Source organism: Aquabacterium sp. (assembly GCF_034003525.1).
Taxonomy (GTDB): Bacteria; Pseudomonadota; Gammaproteobacteria; order Burkholderiales; family Burkholderiaceae_C; genus Aquabacterium.
This window is the reverse complement of record NZ_JAVEYN010000010.1, coordinates 35,466-51,591: the sequence shown is the minus strand read 5'-3', so window position 1 is coordinate 51,591 and position 16,126 is coordinate 35,466. Positions and strand designations below refer to the sequence as shown.

15 protein-coding genes and 1 pseudogene are annotated in these 16,126 nt (G+C 65.3%); 12 read left to right on the top strand and 4 right to left on the bottom strand.

What is annotated here, in order from left to right; translation table 11 throughout:
• Positions 1-4: 4 nt before the first annotated feature.
• Both RBT42_RS07890 and RBT42_RS07885 read left to right on the top strand, forming a co-directional pair.
• Positions 5-445 carry a GNAT family N-acetyltransferase gene (locus tag RBT42_RS07890; RefSeq protein WP_320363839.1) on the top strand — a complete coding sequence of 147 codons (441 nt, stop codon included), beginning with the start codon at positions 5-7 and terminating at the stop codon, positions 443-445.
• A 64-nt stretch (positions 446-509) separates the two neighbouring features.
• Positions 510-1,028 (top strand): N-acetyltransferase, encoded by a 519-nt coding sequence (locus RBT42_RS07885; protein WP_320363837.1) that lies wholly within the window; start codon positions 510-512, stop codon positions 1,026-1,028.
• Positions 1,029-1,039: 11 nt separating this feature from the next.
• Here the strand turns inward: RBT42_RS07885 and RBT42_RS07880 are convergent, their stop codons facing one another.
• Positions 1,040-1,714, bottom strand: a complete 675-nt coding sequence (locus RBT42_RS07880; RefSeq protein ID WP_320363834.1) for a DsbA family oxidoreductase — start codon at positions 1,712-1,714, stop codon at positions 1,040-1,042.
• Between RBT42_RS07880 and RBT42_RS16495 the strand changes: the two are divergent.
• From RBT42_RS16495 to RBT42_RS07865, 4 genes and pseudogenes are all read left to right on the top strand, one after another.
• Positions 1,620-1,958 (top strand): annotated as a pseudogene (locus tag RBT42_RS16495) (hypothetical protein); the annotation flags it as partial. The gene RBT42_RS07880 and the pseudogene RBT42_RS16495 overlap by 95 nt on opposite strands.
• Before the next feature lie 99 nt (positions 1,959-2,057).
• Entirely contained in the window at positions 2,058-2,426 is a 369-nt protein-coding gene (locus RBT42_RS07875) for a DUF805 domain-containing protein (protein WP_320363832.1), read from the top strand.
• 21 nt (positions 2,427-2,447) lie between these two features.
• Positions 2,448-2,843 carry a hypothetical protein gene (locus RBT42_RS07870; RefSeq protein ID WP_320363830.1) on the top strand — a complete coding sequence of 132 codons (396 nt, stop codon included), beginning with the start codon at positions 2,448-2,450 and terminating at the stop codon, positions 2,841-2,843.
• A 48-nt stretch (positions 2,844-2,891) separates the two neighbouring features.
• Entirely contained in the window at positions 2,892-3,224 is a 333-nt protein-coding gene (locus RBT42_RS07865) for a YegP family protein (RefSeq protein ID WP_320363828.1), read from the top strand.
• On the opposite strand, the gene RBT42_RS07860 is transcribed toward RBT42_RS07865, so the two are convergent.
• Together RBT42_RS07860 and RBT42_RS07855 are read right to left on the bottom strand one after the other, a co-directional pair.
• Positions 3,208-4,971, bottom strand: coding sequence for a GGDEF domain-containing protein (locus RBT42_RS07860; protein WP_320363826.1), 1,764 nt, complete (start codon positions 4,969-4,971; stop codon positions 3,208-3,210). The two genes, RBT42_RS07865 and RBT42_RS07860, sit on opposite strands and share 17 nt — an antisense overlap.
• Positions 4,968-6,014, bottom strand: coding sequence for an extracellular solute-binding protein (locus RBT42_RS07855; protein ID WP_320363824.1), 1,047 nt, complete (start codon positions 6,012-6,014; stop codon positions 4,968-4,970). Before RBT42_RS07855 ends, RBT42_RS07860 begins: the two co-directional genes overlap by 4 nt.
• Positions 6,015-6,235: 221 nt before the next feature.
• Between RBT42_RS07855 and RBT42_RS07850 the strand changes: the two genes are divergently transcribed.
• The 4 genes from RBT42_RS07850 to RBT42_RS07835 all read left to right on the top strand — a co-directional run bounded on the left by RBT42_RS07850 (position 6,236) and on the right by RBT42_RS07835 (position 10,705).
• Positions 6,236-7,567 (top strand): ferric reductase-like transmembrane domain-containing protein, encoded by a 1,332-nt coding sequence (locus RBT42_RS07850; RefSeq protein ID WP_320363822.1) that lies wholly within the window; start codon positions 6,236-6,238, stop codon positions 7,565-7,567.
• 15 nt (positions 7,568-7,582) lie between these two features.
• A complete protein-coding gene (locus tag RBT42_RS07845) occupies positions 7,583-7,942 on the top strand; it encodes a CidA/LrgA family protein (protein ID WP_320363820.1) in 360 nt (119 codons plus the stop codon).
• Complete coding sequence (locus tag RBT42_RS07840) at positions 7,935-8,666, top strand: LrgB family protein (RefSeq protein ID WP_320363818.1); 732 nt, start codon at positions 7,935-7,937, stop codon at positions 8,664-8,666. Before RBT42_RS07845 ends, RBT42_RS07840 begins: the two co-directional genes overlap by 8 nt.
• Before the next feature lie 101 nt (positions 8,667-8,767).
• Positions 8,768-10,705, top strand: a complete 1,938-nt coding sequence (locus tag RBT42_RS07835; protein WP_320363816.1) for an ATP-binding protein — start codon at positions 8,768-8,770, stop codon at positions 10,703-10,705.
• 1 nt (position 10,706) lies between these two features.
• On the opposite strand, the gene RBT42_RS07830 is transcribed toward RBT42_RS07835, so the two are convergent.
• Entirely contained in the window at positions 10,707-12,266 is a 1,560-nt protein-coding gene (locus RBT42_RS07830) for a methyl-accepting chemotaxis protein (RefSeq protein WP_320363815.1), read from the bottom strand.
• Positions 12,267-12,459: 193 nt separating this feature from the next.
• Here RBT42_RS07830 and RBT42_RS07825 point away from each other — a divergent pair, with 193 nt between their 5' ends.
• Together RBT42_RS07825 and RBT42_RS07820 are read left to right on the top strand one after the other, a co-directional pair.
• Complete coding sequence (locus tag RBT42_RS07825) at positions 12,460-15,072, top strand: circularly permuted type 2 ATP-grasp protein (RefSeq protein ID WP_320363813.1); 2,613 nt, start codon at positions 12,460-12,462, stop codon at positions 15,070-15,072.
• Entirely contained in the window at positions 15,069-16,058 is a 990-nt protein-coding gene (locus RBT42_RS07820; protein ID WP_320363811.1) for a transglutaminase family protein, read from the top strand. The genes RBT42_RS07825 and RBT42_RS07820 overlap by 4 nt, the downstream gene beginning before the upstream one ends.
• Positions 16,059-16,126: the final 68 nt, after the last annotated feature.

Here is a 16,126-nt window from a genome sequence, read left to right as displayed (position 1 = left end):
CGTCATGACAGTTCCTTCGAACCCCGACATTTTTCTGGCTCGCTCTGATGCCGAACTGGATGGGTGCTTTGACGCTTATGCGGTGTTGCGTCCTCATCTCGCGCGAGATCAGTTCGTCCCGCAAGTGCGCCGTCAGGAGGCGCAAGGGTTTCAGATCGTGGCCTTGCGTGATGAGGGGCGCGTGAAAAGCGCGGCGGGTTTTCGTTTGGCAGAGTTCATGGCCTGGGGCCGGGTGCTCTACATCGATGACCTCACGACCTTGCCCGAGGCGCGCGGCCGGGGTTTTGCCGGGCTGCTGCTCGATTGGGTGACCGAGTACGCACGTCGACAGGGGTGTCAGGCCGTTCACCTGGATACGGGCTACGCGCGCCATGCTGCGCACCGTGTTTACCTCAGCAAGGGGTTTGAGCTCAGCTCTCACCACATGGCCAAGCCCATCGTCTGAAGTGAAGCGGCGGTGACCGTGTGTGCCCTCAACGTCTGTGGCTCTCAATATGGCGTCTAGTGCAATGAATCAAGGCCAGTCCCTCACCATTCGCGATGAGACCGATGCCGATGTGAGTGCCATCACGGCGGTCACCATCGCGGCTTTCCAGCCTCTGGAGATCAGCAACCACACCGAGCAGTTTGTGGTGGCAGCACTCCGTGCGGCGGGCGCGCTGTCTGTGTCCTTGGTGGCCGAGGTGGCAGGGCAGGTGGTCGGACACATTGCCTTCTCTCCCATCACCTTGTCAGACGGCTCGCCTCACTGGTATGGCCTGGGCCCGGTATCCGTCTTGCCGGCGTACCAGCGGCAAGGCATTGGCAAAGCCCTCATTCATGAAGGCCTCGCTCGTCTGAAAGCGATGCACGCCCAGGGATGTTGCCTGGTGGGGCACCCGGGCTACTACACCAGGTTCGGGTTTCAGAATGTGCCCGGCCTGGTGCTGGAAGGCGTGCCCCCGGAGGTGTTCTTCACGTTCCCGCTCAGCGCGCATGTGCCCCAAGGGCGCGTGAGCTTCCATCCCGCCTTTCTGGCGACGGCCTAGGCCTTCGGGCGTCAGGCTGTGGGCGCCTCGCTCTGAGCCGCTGCCGCAATCTCCCGCAGCGCCCGCTCATACACCTCCACGGGCTGTCCGCCCGAGATGAGGTGCCGGTTGTTCACGATCACGGCCGGGACTGAGTGGATGCCGTGACTGGTGTAGAACGACTCCTGCTCCCGCACCTCGTCGGCAAACTCGTCGCTTTGCAAGATGGCCTGGGCGTGGTCCACGTCCAGCCCCGCCGCGGTCACCGCTGCGAGCAGCACGTCCGGCTGGTCCATGGCCTGGCGGTCACGGTGGCAGGCTTGCAGCAGCGCCAGTTTCAGGGCCACTTGCCGCTCGGGGTACTCGATGCCCGCCCAGTGCAGCAGGCGGTGCGCGTTGAAGGTGTTGTAGATGCGGCCGCGTCCGTCGGGGGTGAACTCAAAGCCGGCTTCGGTGCCGCGCTGGCGAATGGTCTCCCGGATCTGCGCCTGTTGCTCGGCGGTGCTGCCGTACTTTTCGCTCAGGTGCTCGCCAATGTCCTGACCACCCGGCCCCATGCGCGGGTTCAGCTCAAACGGCTGGCAGTGCACCTGGGCCTGGATCTCATCCTGCATGCGCTCCAGCGCCTGCAACAGAGAAGACAGGCCGATGGCGCACCACGGGCAGGAGATGTCGGAAACGAAGTCGATTTTGAGGGGGGAAGACATGGTGAGGGCGTGTCAACGTGGATGGTTCATCCTACCCAAGCTGCGAAATCCTGCCGCGTGCTGCGGCCATGACCTCAGGGTTCACCCGGTTTGCGGGCCACCTGTGTCCCACGGGAGACATCTGCCGCACACACTTGCGTTATGGTTCTCATACACATCACCAAACAAGCCGAGGTCGAGGATGTTCTGCACGCAATGTGGCGCTCAAAACCACCCGGAAGACAAGTTTTGCGCCGCGTGCGGTTCACCCACAGCTTCTGCTCGTCCCGATCGCCCGCACGTCGGTCGTCTGGCGCAGCAGGTGCAGGTCGGCCAACAGTTTGATCACAACAGGAGCTCGGGCATGGACTGGTATCTCTCGGTGTTGAAGAAGTACGCGGTGTTCAGCGGTCGTGCCCAACGGGCCGAGTACTGGTACTTCATCCTCTTCAATGTGTTGGCGATGATCGCCTTGGTCATCGTCGACAGCATCACCGGCAGCTTCAGTGATGACTTGGGCATGGGGCTGCTGAGCGGGCTGTACTATTTGGGCGTGCTGGTGCCCAGCGTGGCCGTGTCGGTGCGCCGCCTGCATGACACCAGTCGCAGTGGCTGGTGGCTGCTGATCGGCCTGATCCCGCTCGTGGGTGGTTTGATCCTGCTGTTCTTCACGGTGCAGGACAGCAAGCCGGGCAGCAACGAATATGGGCTCAATCCCAAAGGACTGAGCTGATCGCGTTCTGGAGGTGTTCCCATGGCCATTGGCTGGCTGACCGTTCTCTCACACGTTCCCTGGACCGAGGTCATCAACAACGCGCCCAAGGTCGCCGAGGGCGCCAAGAAGCTGTGGAAGTCAGTGTCGGGCAAGGCGCCTGAGACGCCTGCCGGCAGTGGTGCCTCTCAGCCTCCTGCCTCGGCCGAGGCCCTGTCGCCGGTCGCCATGGAGGCTCGCATTCGCGAGCTCGAAGGCGTGGTGGCGGAGTTGCACACCCAGATGCTGGCCTCGTCGGAGTTGATGAAGCAACTGGCCGAGCAGAACACCCAACTGGTGCAGCGCATTGAGACCAATCGCGTGCGCACCCTGTGGCTGGCCGCAATCAGCGTGGCCGGCCTGGTGGCCGCTGTGGTGGCCTTGTCGAACCTGGCCTAGTCTGGCAGAGTGTTTCGCGTCAATGGTTTCAACTTCAGGAGATCCGAGATGGCAGCCACGTTCGAGTTGAGCAAAAGCAGTGATGGACAGTTTCGATTCACGCTCAAGGGCGACAACGGAGAAACGGTTCTGAGCAGCGAGCTGTATCACAGCAAGGCGTCGGCCGAGAATGGCATCGCGTCGGTGAAGGCCAATGCCGGCAACGATGCCCGTTACGAGCGCCTGGTGGCCGCCAATGGCAAGCCCTACTTCAACCTCAAAGCGGCCAACGGACAAGTCATTGGCAGCAGTCGCCTGTACGAGGTGGAGACCTCGCGTGAAGCGGTGATAGCCTCCACACAACTGCAGGCCGCCACGGCCGAGGTCAAGGATCTGACCTGAGCGTGTGGGGCGCCAGCGTCGAGGCAAAGCACAGCTGGTTGCGGCCGCTTTGCTTGGCGCAGTACATGGCCTGATCGGCCGCGGCGATCAAGGCTGTCATGTCCGAGGCATCGGCGGGGAAGCAGCTGATGCCGATGCTGCCCCCGCAGGCCAGTAGGTGTCCAGCGTAGGTCACGGGCTGTTGCAGCGCCTCGACCATGCGTTGGGCAATCTGGGTGATCTCGTCATGGTCGTCGGCGCCATCGAGCAAGATGATGAACTCGTCGCCGCCCAGGCGCGCCACGGTGTCCACCTCGCGCACCAGGGCGCTCATGCGTGCACCCATCATTTTGAGCACGTCATCACCTGCGGCATGGCCCAAGGTGTCGTTGATGTCCTTGAAGTTGTCCAGGTCGATGAAGAGCAGGGCGAGCTGACCCTGACTGCGGCGCGCACGGGCGAGGGCCTGGCTCAGCCGGTCCATGAACAGGCGGCGGTTGGGCAGACCCGTTAGGGCATCGTGGCTGGCGAGTCGGTCCAGCTCTTGTTGCTTGAGGTCCAGCGAGGCGAACTGGCCTCGGATCTGGGACTGCATCTCTTCCATGGCACGGGCCAGGGTGCCGAACTCGTCGCGACGCGTCACGGGCAGAGGCAGTGGCGCATCGTTCGCGTCCTGGCCGAATTCGCGCAGGGCGTGCAGCAACTGGTGCAGGGGCTTGGACAGCCGGTGTGCCAGCAGGGCCGCCAGCACGATGGCCAAGGCGCTGAAAGCCAGCACGATGCGCAAGCTGGTGCGGCCCAGTTGGTCGGCATCGGCCAGCACGGAACGTAGCGGCTGGCCCAGGCCGATCACGAAGCCCTCATCGTTGTGCAGCCCGACCAGGGGCTGGCGAACGAAGGCGGCGACCAGGGCGCTTTCTGGCGTCGTGGTGGACTGGGTCGTGACCAGTTGCTGGGTGGCGTCCTCGGCCTGCTCTCCGATCAGCTGGCGGGTGTCGGGGAAGGCGTCTTGCACCAGGGCGCGCTGGCCGCGGTCAAAAGCGAAGGCCTGTTTGGGGTCAGGGTGGATGAGGAAGTCGCCCTGGCTGTTGCTCAGGTACAGGCTCAGGGTGTCGGGAAGGTCGGCCGCGAGCTGCTTGAACAGGCGCTCTAGGTCGATGTTGACCACGACCAGCCCCAGCGCCTGTTGCTGGGCGTCGTACACGGGCGTGGCCACTTGCAGCGAGGGCGTGTGATGGCCCGCGTGCGCGCCCATCTCGTGGTTGATGCTGGCACGGGAGACGTACACCGCGCCCTGCGGCAGTCGCAATGTTTCCACCACGTAGGGGTAGTGTCCCTTTTCCTGCAGATCTTCTTCGAAAATGCGGGCCAGGCCTTCTTCGCTGCGGTCCACTCGCACGCGTTCGGCGCCATGGTCGGTGGCCGCGATGAGGCGCATCTGAAAGTATTCAGGATGGGTGCGCAAGATGGTGTCAAACAGCGCGGCCATGGTGCTGCCGCGGCTGTTGGGCGCCTGGCTCTCCCAGGTCTGCAGCAAGCCCAAGGTACCAGGGTGCTGGGCCACCATCAGCACGTCGCGGCTGGCGTTGTCCAGTCCCACGCTGAGCTGGCGTGCCAGCACGCGGGTGGCGGTCAGCAGGCGCTGTTCGGCGGCCGATTGCAGCAGCGCCCGGCTTTCGGTGAAGGCGTAGTAGCCGGTCAGGCCGGAGGCCAGCACCCCAATCAGGGCCATGGCAATGCCCGTGCGCCAGACGATGCCGAGCTTCATGGCGTCATCACCTTGTTCAGCTTGGCGCCCGAATGGATGCGGGCCCACAGTTGCTCGCGTCGCGCGGCGTTCTCCACGGGTTGCAGCCAGATGAGGTTGCCACTGTTGGCGTTGGGTGCGATGGGGCTCACGGTGTTGGCCAGGCCCTGACGGTTGACGAGCAGGCGGCTGGCGGTGTCGCCTAGCAGGTGGTCGATCCAGGCGTGGGCCAGGGGCACGTGGCGGGCGTTGCGGGGAATGGCCCAGCAGTCCAGCCAGGCGAGGGCGCCTTCACGTGGGATGACGTAGCCCACCTGGATCCCGGCGGCATGCAGCAGATGCAGCTGCTGCATGCCGTAGTTGGCAAACATGAGCGCGGCCTTGTGGCGCAGAAACAGGCGCACCGACTCATCGGGCTGGGTGTAGAAGCCCAGCGCGTTGCGCCGCAACTCGATCAGCTTGGCCGCCGCGGCCTCGGTGTCTTCGGGCGGGATTCGGAAAGGGGCGGGCAGCCCCATCGCCTGCGCCGCCAGCGAGAAGTTGTGTGTGCCACCGTTGTATGCAATGACCTTGCCGCGCCATTGCGGGTCCCACAGCGCCTGGATGGACTCCGGGGCGGTTGTGAGCTGCTGCTTGTCATAGATCAGCCCCATGGCCGAGTAGGTGAAGGGGATGGCGTAGACCTGCTCGCCCTTGGCGGTCTGGCGTACCAGGCCGGGAATGGCCGACACCTGTCGAAACCGCGGTTGCTGACGTTCGGTCGCAGGGATGCGTGTGGTGTCGATGGGTTGAACGCGGTTGCTGGCCAGGTAGCGTTGCAACTCGGCGGTGTTGACCGCAAAGACGTCAAAGCCAGGGCCGCTGGGGTCGCTGATCTTTTGCCACAGCATCTCGTCGGTGTCGACGATGGTGAGCTCGACCCGGACGTGGGTACGGGCCTCGAACTCCTTGACCACCTCGGGCTCGGCGTAGCCCGGCCAGGCCAGCACCCGCAGCACCGGCGTGTTGGCGTCGGCGTGCGCCTTGTGGGGCAGAGACGTCAGCAGGGCGAGGCACAGCGCCATCCCGAGGCACATCAGCGAACGGCGCAATTGGACAAACCTCCGTGAGGGTGAGGTGGGGGCGGACTGGCGTTCACATGTCCGATTTTGTAAATATAGCGGGAAGCCGCGGCATCTGTATGCGAAAAGCAAAATCGGACATGGCCTGTGTGCGCCAGACGCACAGTCCGTGAGGGGGACGACAGGCGTAGACTTGACGGGGTCATTTGCCCGTCGATACGTCCATGAAACATGTCCAGCTCACCCTGATCGGTTTGATCCTTGTCTTGACAGGTTTGTGGGCCTCGGCCGACACCATCTGGTTTGACGCCTTTGCCATCTTCAACTTCCGCACTTCGATGCTCAACTACACGGGCATCCTGGCGATCGGGGCGATGAGCGTGGGCATGTTGTTGGCCTTGCGGCCGCGTGGGCGCATCGAATCTTTCCTGGGCGGGCTCGACAAGTCTTACCGCCTGCACAAGTGGCTGGGCATCACCGCACTGATCACGGCCATTGCCCACTGGTTGTGGGTGGAGGGTGTGAAGTGGGCCGTGGGCTGGGGCTGGCTCGAGCGTCCTGCCCGCAAGGGGGCACGTCCGGTATACGAGGGGCTGCAGGGCTGGTTGGCGGGGCAGCGCGGGCTGGCCGAGGATGTCGGGGAGTGGGCGTTTTATGCGGCCCTGGTGCTGATCGGGCTGGCCTTGATCAAGCGCTTCCCCTATCGCTACTTCTTCAAGACGCACCGCTGGCTGGCGGTCGTCTATCTGGTGCTGGTGTACCACTCGGTGGTGCTGATGAAGTTCAGTTACTGGACGCAAGGCATCGGGCCGGTGGTGGTGGTCCTGCTGTCCGGCGGCACGGTGGCCGCCCTCATCAGCTTGACACGCCGTGTGGGCCAGACCCGCCGCGCCGTGGCGGTGGTCGATGAAGTGGAGTACCACGAAGACAACCGGGTGCTGCGGGTGGCAGTGAGCCTGCAGAGCCGCTGGCCCGGTCACCAGGCCGGGCAGTTTGCGTTCGTCACGCTGGACCCTCGTGAAGGTCCGCATCCGTTCACGATGTCGTCGTCCTGGAAGGGTGACGGCAAGATGTTCTTCCTCATCAAGGCGCTGGGCGACTACACGAATACCTTGCCGGCCACAGTGAAGGTGGGGGACTTGGTTCAGGTTGAGGGGCCTTATGGGCGTTTCTCGTTCCAGGGACGCCACCCACGTCAGATCTGGGTGGCAGGTGGCATTGGCATCACGCCCTTCATCGCCCGCATGCAGTCCCTGTGCGAGCAGCCCGATGGCAAGGCCATTGACCTGTTCTACAGCACGAGCGCCCCCGATGCGGAGTTCATCCGCCGCGTGCGCCGGCGCGCCGAGCAGGCGGGGGTGACACTGCATGTGGTGATCGCTGCTGAGCATGGGCGCCTGACGGCGCAGCGCATCCGCGAGCTGGTGCCGGCCTGGGCCGAGGCCAGCGTCTGGTTCTGCGGGCCGACCGGTTTTGGTCAGACGCTGCGTGAGGACTGGGTGGCACAAGGTCGTTCGCCGGACGACTTCCACCAGGAACTGTTCGAGATGCGTTGAGCGAGGTGTTGAGAGATGATTCAGGGCATGGCCTTGCTGGTGGCCGGGCAGTTGATGGGCGAGGCGGTGGTGGCGGTGACAGGCTTGCCTGTGCCGGGCTCGGTGGTGGGCATGGTGCTGGTGCTGCTGACCTTGTTGGCAAAGAAGGGGCACCTGCCTGAGTTGCGTCGTGCGGGCTCGACGATGTTGCTGCTGGTGCCGCTGCTGCTGGTGCCGGTCAGCGTCGGCATCATGGAGCAGGCAGATCTGCTGCAGGCCAACTGGTGGCCGCTGACCGTGGCCCTCCTGGTGAGCATCGTGGCGGGCATGGTGGCGACGGGCTTGACCATCCGCTGGTTGCGGCGTTTCGACGGAAAGCAGGGTGGTGATGTCTGACTTGTCGTTGCTCTGGCATCAGGCCGCGTCGGCGGTGTTGGCGCATCAACTGTTTCCGCTGTTCCTGACGCTGTCGGCCTATGCGGTGGCCACGTGGCTGTACCGTCAGGCGGGGCAGTCACCGTTCGTGCATCCGTTGGTGCTGTCGGTGGCCATGGTCATCGTGGCGTTGAAGGGACTGGGCATCTCGTATGCCCACTATTTCGAGTCCACGAAGTTCCTGCACTGGCTGCTGGGGCTGTCCATCGTGTCCCTGGCCATTCCGCTCTACACGGAGTTGCAGCATGTGGGCGCGCGCTGGCGCAGCACCTTGGCGGCCATTGCGGTGGGTGGGGTGGTCAGTGTCGTGACGGCCATGCTCGTGGCCCACTGGCTGGGCGGCAGCCGTGAATTGGTGCTGGCCTTGAGCACCAAATCGGTCACCACCGCGCTGGCCACCGTGCTGGCGCATGAGGTGGGCGCCAACGTGGCCCTGGCCGCCACCATCGTGCTGGTCACTGGCTTGCTGGGCGCGGTGGTGGGGCCGTGGCTGCTCCGTCGCCTGTTGCCGGGTGACGATGCGGCACTGGGCACCGCACTGGGCACCTGTGCCCACGCCATCGGCACCTCGCGGGCTTTGCAGATCGGCGAAACCTGCGGGGCGTTCTCGGCCCTGGCCATGGGCCTCAATGGACTGTTGACAGCCTTGCTGCTGCCTCTGCTGCTGGCGTGGTGGGGTGGTTGAGGGGGTTGACGCCTACATGCGGGGTTGACACGCACTGTTACGCCCCGTGGCAGGGTTCGTGATGTTTAATCAGGTGCCTGTGTCCACATCTGCCTTCATCCGTGTCCTTGCCCCCGTCACCGTATCAGACTGCTTTCGATCTCTCGCCAGCAGCGCAGGTGATCATGGATCATCGGGGCTGCATCGATGATGCCAATCAGCTCGCCTGCACGTCGCTGGGGTATCCGAGGGTGAGCTTGCTGGGGCAGCGTCTGGCTGATCTGGTCCACGCCGATGAGCAGCCGGTTCTGTTCGACGTCATCGAAAACAGTGCGCGCACGCTGGCGCCTTTCGAGATGGACTGCCGGGTGCAGTCGCCGGTTCACGGACTGCGCTGGTTTGCGGTGCAGGCTCGGGCGCATCAGCTTGACGATGGGCGGCTGCGCTGGTTCTGTGTGTTCAACGACATCACCGACCGCAAACGGCACGCCGCCTGGCTGAACGAGCGCAATGGACTTCTAACGGCCTTGTCGCACAACCTGCCGGGCATGATTTATGTGTTCCGCGCCGGCCCCGATGTGGCAGGCCACCTCGACTTTGTCAGCGAGGGCGTGCGCGAGATGTTCGGGGCCACGCCCGAGCAGGCCCTGGCCTCACCCTGGGTGCTGTACAACCGCGTGATGCCCGAAGACCTGGCCCAGTTCTTCCAGGAACGCGATGCGGCCATCTCCGGTTCGGTGCGCCTGCACAGCGAGTTCCGGGTGCGCAATGCGCGTGACGAGTGGCGCTGGTGCGCAGCCGACTCGATCTCGGGTTTCGACGCCGATGGCCAGGAGGTGCGTTGCGGCTACATCGCCGACATCACCGAGCACAAGCTGTATCAGGAAGCCTGCGTGGCGGCCGAAACCGCCCAGCGTGCCAGCCAGGCCAAGTCCGAATTTCTCTCGCGCATGAGCCATGAGCTGCGCACACCCCTGAACGCCGTGATCGGTTTTGCGCAGTTGCTGCGCATGGATGCCCAGTCACCCCTGCAGGAGGACCAGTTGCGCAAGGTGCGCCTGATCGAGCGGGCTGGCGGACATCTGCTGGCGGTGATCAGCGATGTGCTGGACCTGTCTCGCATCGAGGCGGGAGACTTGCCCATGTCGCTGGAGCCCCTGCAACTCGAGACCGTGCTGCACGACGCCGTGAGCATGGTCAGCGAATCGGCCGAGCAGGCGCAGCTGGCACTCTCCGTGCCACCGCAGCCCCTGGATGTGGCGGTGCATGCCGACCGGGTGCGCTTGCGTCAGGTGCTGGTCAACCTTTTGAGCAATGCCATCAAGTACAACCACGCCGGTGGCTTCGTGCGCGTTCATGCCTGGCACGAGGGGGGCTGGGTGCATTGTTCGGTGTCCGACTCTGGCGCCGGTATGACGCCCGAGCAGCAGGCGCAGCTCTTTGAACCCTTCAATCGCCTGGGCGCGGAGCAAACCGGCATCGATGGCACCGGCATTGGCCTGGTCATTGTCCAGCGGCTGGTGGCGCTGATGAACGGGCGGCTGATCGTTCAGAGCCAACGCGGCGTGGGCAGTGTGTTCACCGTCAGTCTGCCGGTGGCCGACGCCGCGGAGCCCTCCAGCTTTGCCGCCTGGGAAGAGGGGCACGTGCCGGCCAGCGAGGCCACGATCGTCTATGCCGAAGACAACGAAGTCAATGTGCAGCTCGTGAGCCAGATTCTGGCCTTGCGTCCGTCCTGGCGGCTGAAGGTCGCCTGCAATGGCCAGGAGGCCTTGGCAATGATCCAGGCCGATCCGCCCGATCTGCTCTTGCTGGACATGCACCTGGGGGACATGACGGGCTTCGAGCTCGATGACGCGCTGCAGGCCAGCCCGCGCACACGCAACCTGCTCCGTGTGGCCCTGTCTGCCGACGCCATGCCCGACCGCGTGCACGCGGCCCGGGCCCGGGGGTTCAGCGCCTACCTGACCAAGCCGCTGGACGTGGTGGCCTTGTTGCGCTGTCTCGACGAGTTGCTGGGTGGGCAGGCGGCGGACACCACGCCCAACCCTCGGGCCTGAGTCAGACCTTGAACACGGCGACGACCTCGGCCAGGGCCTGCGCCTGGTGCTTGAGGCTTTCCGAGGCGGCGGCAGATTCTTCCACCAAGGCGGCGTTCTGCTGTGTCACCTGATCGAGTTGCGAGACGGCATCACTCACCTGGCCAATGCCGGACGACTGCTGATGGGTGGCCGCGGCGATCTCGGCGATCAGGTCCGTCACGCGCTGCACCTGCGTGACGATGTCGTGCATCTGCTGGCCGGCCTCGTTGACCAGCGTGGCGCCGGATTCCACCTTTTCCACGCTCTCGTTGATCAGTGTCTTGATCTCCTTGGCGGCGTTGGCGCTGCGCTGGGCCAGGGTGCGCACTTCACCGGCGACCACCGCAAAGCCGCGGCCTTGCTCACCGGCGCGGGCGGCTTCCACGGCCGCGTTCAGCGCCAGGATGTTGGTCTGGAAGGCAATGCCGTCGATGACCGAGATGATGTCGGAGATCTTGCGGCTGGAATCCGAGATGTCGCCCATCGTGACGACCACCTTCTGCACGACCTCACCGCCCTGGCTGGCAGCTCGCGAGGCCCCCGACGCAATTTGCACGGCCTGACGCGCGGTGTCCGCGTTCTGCGTCACGGTCGAGTTGATCTGCTCCATGGAAGCGGCTGTTTGCTGCAGGTTCGAGGCCTGCTCTTCCGTGCGTTGCGACAGGTCGGCGTTGCCCGTGGCGATCTGCGCCGAGCCGGTGGCGATGCTGTCGCTGCTCAGGCGCACTTGGCTGACCAGTTGCGAGAGCTGCTCGTTCATGACCTTGAGGGCGGACATCAGCTGGCCGGTCTCATCGCGGCTCTTGACGTCGATGCGCGAGCGCAGGTCGCCCGAGGCCACGGCTTCGGCAACGTGCACCGCTTCGCTGATCGGGCCAGTGATGGAGCGGGTGGTGAAGAGGGCGATCAGCAATGAGCTCACCACGACCACCAAGGTGGCCACGCTGATCATCACGATCACCTGGGTGTTGGTCTGTTTGCTGGACTCGGACAGGCGGGCCGAGAGGGTCTCGTTGTAAGCCCACCACTGGGCGACGGCCTGTGCGAGTTCGTCAAAGTTCGCGCGCCCTTCTTTGGCGACCAGGTTGTGGTAAGTCTCCAGCACGGAGGGGTCAGCGTCCACCTTGGAAGCGAGCTCTGCGGACCTGAGACTCAGATCGATGTAGGCGGTCGCTTTGGCCTTGACGTCGCTGAGGTGCTTGCCGTCTTCTGCGTCGGCCACCATCTTGTCGTACGCTTCCATCGTCTTCTTGGCCTGGGCTTGGGCGGCCTGGGCTTCTTGGAGGGCGGCGAGTCGTTCCGACTCGGACGTGGTGGACAAGGCCCGCAACTGGAGTCGGCGACTCAGATCCAGTTGGTCTTTGACCTGGTAGATGATGGTCAGCGAGGGCACGACGTTCTCGCTGAACGCCAGGGTGTTGTCGTTGAGCTTGCCAGCTTGCGATGCCCCGAACAGCTGAACGCCAATGAACATGGCAACCAGAAAGCCGAAACCCAGCGCTAAGCGCTGGCCGATCTTGAGTTGAGAGATGAATGTCATGGTGCAACAGTGAGTCTGTTGATGTAGATCAATGCGAACGGGGTTGCAGTCTGAACCTGGGGTAACCCTGATTTGGGCCGCCCTGTGACGAAGGCGGGCATTTCATGCAATAAGCCCTACACTTGGCCGATTAATTGCTTGCATGGTTGAGAATCGGGGACACGCCGATGTTGCTTTCGGGCCTCACCTCACCATGTCATTCACTTCCCCTGTTCGCGATACGTCGGCATCCGCGGCCTCTGGCTGGGTGGACGAGTGGCTGCGCCGGGCGCGCCCGGCCGACCCCGGACACCATGACGAGTTGCGTCAGCCCGATGGACAGCTCCGGCCGGTCTGGCGGGCCCTGGCCGAGCAACTGGGCACGCCTCTGGACGAACTGCGGCGTTGCCAGAACTGGCTGGCGCGCCAGATCCGCGAAGACGGCATCACCTACAACGTCTACAACGCAGCAGGGGGCAGCAGCCGACCGTGGTCGCTGGAGCCCTTGCCGCACCTGATCTCGCCCGAGGAGTGGCCTTGGCTGGAGCGTGGCATCGCCCAGCGCGCCGATCTGCTCAACCGTATCCTGGTGGACACGTATGGCGAGCAGACCCTGTTGCGCGAGGCCCTGTTGCCCTCCGCCTTGGTGCTGGGCCACCCCGGTTACCTGCGCGGCCTGCAAGGCACCCAGCCGCTGGGGGGCGTCTACCTGCACGTGGTGGCGTTCGACCTGGCGCGCGGTCCGGATGGGGCCTGGTGGGTGGTGGGCCAGCGTACCCAGGCTCCGTCGGGGCTGGGCTACGTCATGCAAAACCGCCTGATCGTGTCTCGCCTCTTCCCGGAGGCCTACCGGGCGCTCAATGTGCAGCACCTGGCCAGCACCTACCGACAGTTGCTGGACACCATCAGCACGCTGGCGCAGCCCTGCGCCCAGGGCGACACGCCCAGCCTGGCCCTGCTCACCCCCGGCCCTTACAACGAGACCTATTTCGAGCACGCCTACTTGGCGCGTTACCTGGGCCTGCCCCTGGTGGAGGGCTGCGACCTCATCGTGCGCGACGATCGCCTGTTCCTCAAGACCGTGCAGGGCTTGACGCCCATCCACGGCCTGCTGCGCCGCCTGGACGACGACTTCTGTGACCCGCTGGAGTTGCGCACCGACTCAACCCTGGGCATCCCGGGCCTGACCCAGGTGGTGCGGGCGGGCAATGTGGTGCTGGCCAACGCGCTGGGCACCGGCTTCCTGGAGTCGCCCGCTGTGCATGGCTTCCTGCCGGCCTTGTCCTCGCACCTGCTCGGGGAAGACCTGATCTTGCCGTCCTTGCCGAGCTGGTGGTGTGGCGAGGCTTCGGCGTGGGAGGCCGTGCGGCCGCAGCTGGCCCGTCAGGTCATCCGTCCCACTTACCCCTTGTTGAACACCCCGGGTGGGGTGTCGGCCCGTCGCAAAGGACTGAAGGAGACGGTGCTCGGTGCCAGCCTCACGCCCCAGGAGGTCCGTGCCTGGGAAGAGGCGGTGGACGAAGACCCGGCTGCGTACACCGTGCAGACCTTCATGCCTTATGGCCAGACACCCGTCTGGTCGGACGGGGGCTTGAGCTTGCGCAGTGCGTCGGTGCGCGTCTATGCCTTGTCGGACGGGCGGGGCGGCTGGCGCGTGCTGCCGGGCGGCATGACCCGCATCGCGACCCGCGACGACGGACCGGTTTCCCTGCAACTGGGTGGCAGCTCACTGGACACCTGGGTGATCAGCCAGGAGCCCATCGATGCGTTTGCGATGTTGCCCCAGTCGATCAAGCTGGAAGAGCTGGTGCAACGCCAACGACCGGTGGCCAGCCGCACGGGCGAGAACCTGTTCTGGATGGGGCGTTACACCGAGCGGTGCGAGCAGCAGTTGCGGCTGGCCGAGCGCCTCATCAGCCTGCGGGCGGAAGACGACGAGCCCGACCACAGGCTGCTCAAGACCTTGTCGGCATTGGGCGTACAGTTCAGCATGGTGCCGGCCGACACCCCGGCGCTCGACCAGTCCAGCCGTGTGTTCGAGCGCGTGGCCCTGGACGCCTTGGGCGACGCCCAGGCGGGGCAGGGCGCTTGCAGCCTGGCCTTCAATCTGTCCGAGATCACCCGTACCGCGCAGGCCTTGCGCGAGCGCCTGTCGCCCGCGCATGCCCGCTTGCTGCGCGCCATGGCCACCGATTTTCAACACGCCTTGCGCCACAGCAGCCCGCTGGATCCCGCGAACTTGGCCGCACGCGTCAACACCGTGCAGGACGCCTTGGCCCATCTGAGCGTGCAACTGGGCGCCGTCACCGGTGCGCAGTCGGACAGCATGACGCGCGATCCTGGGTGGCGCCTGCTCACGGTGGGGCGCCTGATCGAGCGCCTTCATGGTCACGCGCACATCCTCAAGGCGTTCTGGACCCACCAGGCCCTGCAGCACCCGCAGGGCTTCGACCAGATCCTGGAGATGTTTGACAGCACCATCACCTTCCGCGCCCGCTTCCAGCGCCGCCTGGAGGTGCCCGCCTTGGTGGCGCTGCTGGTCATGGACGATGCCAACCAGCGCTCGCTGGCCTGCGTCGTGCGCCGACTGCGCACCGAGCTGGGCAAGTTGCCTGCGCGCGCCGGCTCCCCGGCCGACCTGCTGGCGCTCTTGCCGCATGAGGGCGTGGGCGCCACCCTGGCGGCCTTGTGCGATCCGGTGAGCGGCCACGCCGCGGTACTGGGCGTGCTCGATCGCTTGCTGGAGGCGAGCTGGCGCCTGTCCGACGAGGTTGGTCGCCTGTACTTTGCCCACGCCGAACCCACCGATTCCATGGTGAGCGCATGACGCCCCTCACGCCTCATCCGCACCCCGACCCTCACGCCGATTGGGCCTGCCTGCGGGTCGAGCACGAAACCCTCTACACCTACAGCCTGCCGGTGGCGCAGGCGCTGCACGTGGCCTGCCTGCGTCCGCTGTCCGACGCCGGGCAAACGCTGCGGCAGTTCGACATGGCCGTGCACCCTCATCCGGCCCAGCACCACACGCGTACCGACAGCCACGGCAACAGCCGCGCGCACTTCGCACTGCATGCGGCGCATGGCGAGTTGCGCGTCAAGGCGGTGAGCGAGGTGGTGGTGCGCGAGCGCTTCGCCGGCCTGCAGCCCACCCAGGGTCCGACCTGCGCCAAGGTGCGCGAGCGCCTGCGCTACCGCTCTCACGCGCCCTTCGAGCCTGCCAGCGAGTACCTGCATGCGTCGCCCTATGTGCCCATGCTGCCCGAGTTACGCGCCTACGCGGCAGAATCCCTGCAAGACGAGCGCCCTTTGGCCGAAGCGGCCATCGACCTGATGCAGCGCATCCACCGCGACTTCACCTACGCCCCGGCGTCCACCGACCTCTCCACCCCGGTGCTGACCGTGTTCGCGCAACGGCGTGGCGTGTGTCAGGATTTTGCCCACCTCATGCTGGCGTGCCTGCGCGCCTGTGGCCTGGCCGGTCGCTACGTCAGTGGCTACCTCCTGACCGTGCCGCTGCCGGGGCAAGCGCCTTTGGTGGGGGCCGACGCTTCCCATGCCTGGCTCAGCGTCTGGGTGCCGGGGCTGGGCCTGGAGACGGCCGACGACTGGCTGGATCTGGACCCCACCAACGCCTGCGTGCCGGGCCTGCACCACGTGCGTGTGGCCCACGGTCGCGACTTTGGGGACGTCACACCCCTGCGCGGTGTCATCCGCGGCGGGGGCGAACACACCCTTTTGGTGCGTGTCACCACCCGCTTGCTGGCCGAAGGAAGCGGCCTGTCTGACCTGGCCCCAAGATGGGGCGCGCCCTGAAACCGTGCCCATGCCCCTGAGCGTGACAAGGCGTTGGCACAGTCCATGCATTGACTCCTGCACACGGT